Origin of the sequence: Mesorhizobium sp. Root552, from assembly GCF_001427285.1 — a bacterium.
Lineage (GTDB): Bacteria > Pseudomonadota > Alphaproteobacteria > Rhizobiales > Rhizobiaceae > Mesorhizobium.
In genome coordinates this window covers 1-4,873 of the sequence record NZ_LMFV01000048.1, presented here as the reverse complement: position 1 = coordinate 4,873, position 4,873 = coordinate 1, and the positions used below count along the sequence as shown (strand labels likewise).

Annotated in this window: 5 protein-coding genes; 4 read left to right on the top strand and 1 reads right to left on the bottom strand. The window is 56.5% G+C overall.

All coding sequences use genetic code 11. From position 1 onward, the window contains the following. The 4 genes from ASD50_RS22720 to ASD50_RS17520 form a co-directional block, all read left to right on the top strand. Window positions 1-630: DUF421 domain-containing protein (locus ASD50_RS22720; RefSeq protein ID WP_156465158.1), on the top strand; the 630-nt coding region annotated here is incomplete at its 5' end. Between the two features lie 394 nt (window positions 631-1,024). Beyond that, window positions 1,025-1,531: a ferritin-like domain-containing protein gene (locus tag ASD50_RS17530; RefSeq protein WP_056243939.1), complete on the top strand. Its 507-nt coding sequence runs from the start codon at window positions 1,025-1,027 to the stop codon at window positions 1,529-1,531. Window positions 1,532-1,881: 350 nt separating this feature from the next. Then, the gene (locus tag ASD50_RS17525) at window positions 1,882-3,996 is read left to right on the top strand and encodes a catalase (RefSeq protein ID WP_056243934.1); all 2,115 of its coding nucleotides are present in this window, start codon (window positions 1,882-1,884) and stop codon (window positions 3,994-3,996) included. A gap of 203 nt (window positions 3,997-4,199) precedes the next feature. Continuing rightward, window positions 4,200-4,532: a DUF6894 family protein gene (locus ASD50_RS17520; RefSeq protein ID WP_056243930.1), complete on the top strand. Its 333-nt coding sequence runs from the start codon at window positions 4,200-4,202 to the stop codon at window positions 4,530-4,532. 188 nt (window positions 4,533-4,720) lie between these two features. Here ASD50_RS17520 and ASD50_RS23990 read toward each other — a convergent pair whose 3' ends face one another. Beyond that, the gene (locus tag ASD50_RS23990; RefSeq protein WP_274533332.1) at window positions 4,721-4,834 is read right to left on the bottom strand and encodes a recombinase family protein; all 114 of its coding nucleotides are present in this window, start codon (window positions 4,832-4,834) and stop codon (window positions 4,721-4,723) included. Window positions 4,835-4,873 lie beyond the last annotated feature (39 nt).

Genomic DNA, 4,873 nt, shown 5'->3' with positions numbered 1-4,873 from the left:
CTCTGTCTCATCTTCGCTCCTTTGAAAGGCTACAATGAACCAGAAATCCTCCGTTCTCGGTTAAACCGCTTTGGTCCCATCAGCGCTGACGCCGGACACCTTCTGGTGATAGCCCTGGGATCGGCAGTTGGCGATGCCATGTTTTATCCCGACGTGCCGCTCCTCCATGCTCTTTTGGTAATCACGGTAGTCGTTGTAGCGAACAAAGGCCTTGATGTCCTGATCGCTCGAAACGGGGCGGCGGAGAGGGCCATTGACGGTACAGCTGAGGAAGCCATCCGTAATGGGGTGGTGTGCCGTCGGTTTCTGGAAAGCACAACCTTGAGCGAGAGCGAGCTGTTCCAGCAACTTCGTGAACACGGGATCGAGCATCTAGGAGAGATTGCGCACGCCTATTTGGAGACAGATGGGGTATTGACCGTGTTCAGAGCGAAAGAAGCCCGCCCGGGCTTACCCATAGTCCCGCCATGGGACATAGAGATGCCGGAAGAAATAAAGCCCGGCGCATACGAGGGTCTTGTTGCATGTAAGAAGTGCGGTACAGTTCAAAAAAAGGGCTCCACGCCGTGTACTCACTGCCATCATGACGTATGGGTACGAGCCAGCAATCCAAAATCGCGAGGTTTCTAGCTAAGCGGCTTTGTTCTTTTTCCCGCTCTTTGATTGAGGCTTCCTTCTTACTACTCGACTATTTTACAGAGCTTCGCCCAGATTGACAGGTTCTTCGGTCCGGTGGAGGCCGCGTCTTGCGGCTCTCTTGCCCTTGTGCTTGGCGTCAATCAACTTGCTTGAGACTTCTTCCTACTGATCCTCGAATTTCGGGGGGCAATTCCATGAGCTTTTCGTTGATCAACATGCTCACGATTTCGAGAAGCTCGGATCCTAAGTTGAAAGCCGTCATTTTCCCGTTCCGCACGACTAAACTTGAGGGAACTCCCTGGCACTCGTCGCGTTGTTCTGGGCCGATCACGCGAGCGTGATCTTCGTTACCAAATTCACAGAAACGAAGAGAAGGGACATGAAAATGGCCAAAGTAAAGACGTTGGACGACCTGTTCCACGACACGCTCAAGGATATCTATTACGCCGAACGCAAGATTTTGAAGACGCTGCCCAAAATGAAGCGCGCTGCGCAGTCGGCGGACCTTAAGACCGCATTCGACAAGCATCAGCAGCAAACCGAAGGGCACGTGGAGCGACTGCAACAGGTGTTCGAAATCCTTGGTAAGCGCCCCCAGGGGAAGACCTGCGAAGCCATTGAGGGAATCGTCACCGAAGGCGATGAAATCATGGAAGAATTCAAGGATACAGCAGCGCTCGACGCGGGTTTGATCTCGGCTGCCCAAGCTGTCGAGCACTATGAAATTTCCCGGTATGGCACGCTGAAGCGTTGGGCAACCGAACTCGGTATGGCCGACGCTGCAGCCCTTCTCGACGCAACATTGCAGGAGGAAGCAAAGACCGACAGCGACCTGACCAAGTTGGCGGACGCCTCTGCAAACGAAAGAGCCAAGGCAAGGAAAGCGGCCTGACTTCAAATGAGACCCGAGTTCATGCCTCGGGTCTCATTTGTTTGAACAACAGGAGGTAACAATGCTTCTGCTTAGCATGCATCGTATCGCACGTCACGGAGATGGACTGGCTCCTGAACTCATAACGCTAGTGGGTCAACGCAGCGCTTTGGGCGCCACAGCTAATGTCATAAGTTTGCGGGAATTCAATCCTGCGATCCCACACGCTGCCGGCCCATCAACGTATGGGGCGAAAGACTTTGGACGTAAGCGTCCCAAGTCTGAAAGGCGTTAGCAAACAAACATCCAGCCCTTGGACCTATCGCGGATTCAAGGGATCCCAATCTTAACAACGCGACGAGGTAACACCCATGGCCCGTACGTCAGCTACAGAGGCCTCCGGCAAGGCAGCCAACATTCACGACCAGAAACTCATTCGGGGCGAGGGAGGGGAGCTTCACCAGATCGCGAGAGGCGATGGCCCCATTCTCACGACCGCTCAAGGCACCCCAGTCAGTGACGATCACAATACGCTGAAAATCGGCGATCGAGGGCCAAGCTTGATCGAAGACTTCCATTTTCGGGAGAAGATATTCCACTTCGATCATGAACGCATTCCCGAGCGAGTGGTTCATGCCCGGGGATACGGCGCGCACGGCTATTTCGAGACGTATGAGTCGCTGACCAAATATACTCGAGCGGACATTTTTCAGCGCGCCGGAGAGAAGACACCGGCCTTCGTTCGGTTCTCGACCGTAGCTGGCAGCAAGGGCTCAGTCGACCTAGCGCGCGACGTTCGTGGGTTCGCCGTCAAACTCTATACGAAGGAAGGCAACTGGGACATCGTCGGCAACAATATGCCGGTGTTCTTTATCCAGGACGCCATCAGGTTCCCGGACCTGGTGCATGCCGTCAAGGAAGAGCCCGACAGGGCGTTTCCGCAGGCGCAGTCGGCGCACGACAACTTTTGGGATTTTATTTCGCTCACGCCGGAATCGATGCACATGATCATGTGGATCATGTCGGACCGGGCTATCCCGCGCTCCTTCCGTTTCATGGAAGGCTTTGGCGTGCACACGTTCCGCTTCGTCAATGCCAAGGATGAATCGACTTTCGTCAAATTCCATTGGAAGCCCAAGCTCGGCCTGCAGTCGGTGGTCTGGAACGAGGCCGTCAAGATCAATGGCGCCGATCCGGATTTCCATCGCCGCGACCTTTGGCAAGCGATTCAAGCAGGAAACTTTCCGGAATGGGAATTGCGGGTGCAGTTGTTCGATCAGGATTTCGTCGACAGCTTTGATTTCGACGTCCTGGACGCGACCAAACTCATCCCTGAAGAGGTGATCGAGCCGATACCGGTCGGACGCCTCGTTCTCGACCGCATGCCGGACAATTTCTTCGCGGAGACCGAGCAGGTCGCGTTCATGACGCAGAACGTTCCGCCCGGCGTCGACTTTTCAAACGATCCGCTGCTGCAGGGTCGCAACTTCTCGTATCTCGACACGCAGCTGAAGCGGCTGGGCGGCCCCAACTTCACGCACATCCCGATCAATGCGCCCAAATGCCCGTTCCATCACTTCCAGCAAGATGGCCATATGGCGATGCGCAATCCGGTCGGCCGCGTCAACTACGAGCCGAACTCCTTCGGCGAAGGCCCACGGGAATCGCCGCAGCGAGGCTTCCGATCATTCGCCGACGGGGAGGAAGGCCAGAAGGTCAGGTTGCGCGCAGAGAGCTTTGCCGACCACTACAGTCAGGCGCGGCAGTTCTTCAATAGCCAGACACCGCCCGAGCAGCGCCATATAGCCATGGCGCTGACCTTTGAGCTTTCCAAGGTAGAGACGCCCGTGATCCGCGAGCGGATGGTCTCGCACCTGCTAAACATTGACGAGGGGCTGGCCGAGACCGTTGCCGACAAATTGGGCCTGAAGAAACTGCCAAATCGTGCCGATGCCGCGGTCACGCCTCGGAACGATCTCGAACCTTCGCGCGCTCTCAGCATCATTGAGAACGGGCCGGAAAGTTTTGCCGGCCGCAAGGTTGGGGTGCTGGTGAGTGCGGGTGCCGATGCCGTGATGCTCAAGAAGCTCCAATCCGCGATCGAGAAGGAAGGCGCCGTCATGGAAGTCATCGCGCCGAAGGTCGGGGGCGTGGCGGCCGGGGACGGAAGTTGGATCGATGCGCGGCACATGATCGACGGCGGCCCGTCGGTTCTGTTCGACGCGGTCGCGCTTGCCCTTTCAGAAGAAGGTGGCGAGCGTCTGGCCGGCGAAGCGGCTGCGCGCGACTTCGTCGCCGACGCATTCGCCCACTGCAAATTTATCGCCTTCACGCCGGGCGCTATCCCTCTGCTCAACAAGGCGGGAGTCGATCCTGACGCTGACCAGGGACTGATCATCCTGGAAGATGCCAAGGGCATTGCCGGCTTTATCGAATCCTGCCGCAAGCTTCGTCTCTGGAGCCGTGAGACCGCGGTGAAGCTTTAGCGCGCGTTCTAATAGAGGAAGGCTGTGATGGAGATCCTTCGAACAGACATTCGCCATGCAATCGCACCAACAGGAGAGGCTGTTTTGCGTGTGGCTTTTTGTGGTGAAGGAGGCGATTGCGTGACAGTCGACATGGTGGCCGTCGAGGCCGCAGGCGATCGCGACATTGTTGACCGTGCAAAACTATCCTTGTCCAGACCGCTATGTTCGATTTGCCAGAAAATGCGTATGACGCCGCGAGCAACGGTAATTACGACGAGGTGGCTCTCACGGGCGCGCATGACCAAGAGGGGGACGTATACATATTCGAGTATTGCGATGGGCAAGCTCGCCGTAGCGTTCCGCCGTCCAGATTACCGAGCTTCGAAGCTGCCCGCGAGGAAGCCGTGCGCTGTGCAGTTGAGCTGCTGGACGATCTCCAGCCCAGTATTAAAGAACGACCCGGTTGGCTAGTGCGTGTTCGAGATGAAAAAGGCGGATTGCTTTTCGCAATTGATGTTCAGGAAGCCGATACGGCCAGACGAGCACAACCATGACTAATTGTTGGACAACCGCCATAATTTTACAAAGCAGTGCCATTCCACCCGGCATGAGCCATGTCCGCTCCGCTCCGCTAACTCAACCACCCATCAGCGCCAAACGTTCTGACGACGGACATAAAACGGCTTTCGTCTAGCCAACGAGCTCTGTAGATATTTCCCGTCTATAAAAGCGGTCAGGAGGCCTAAGCGACTTTGGTTGACCGTTTCAAGAGGTTGCGCACGTTTGATACCTGCCACTGGCCATTGCGTGGGGTGTGGATGCCGCGGTTGTTGAGGGCCGTGGCGATCCCGCGCAGGCTGGTGATGCCGGAACGCTGGATGGAGGCAATGACGGG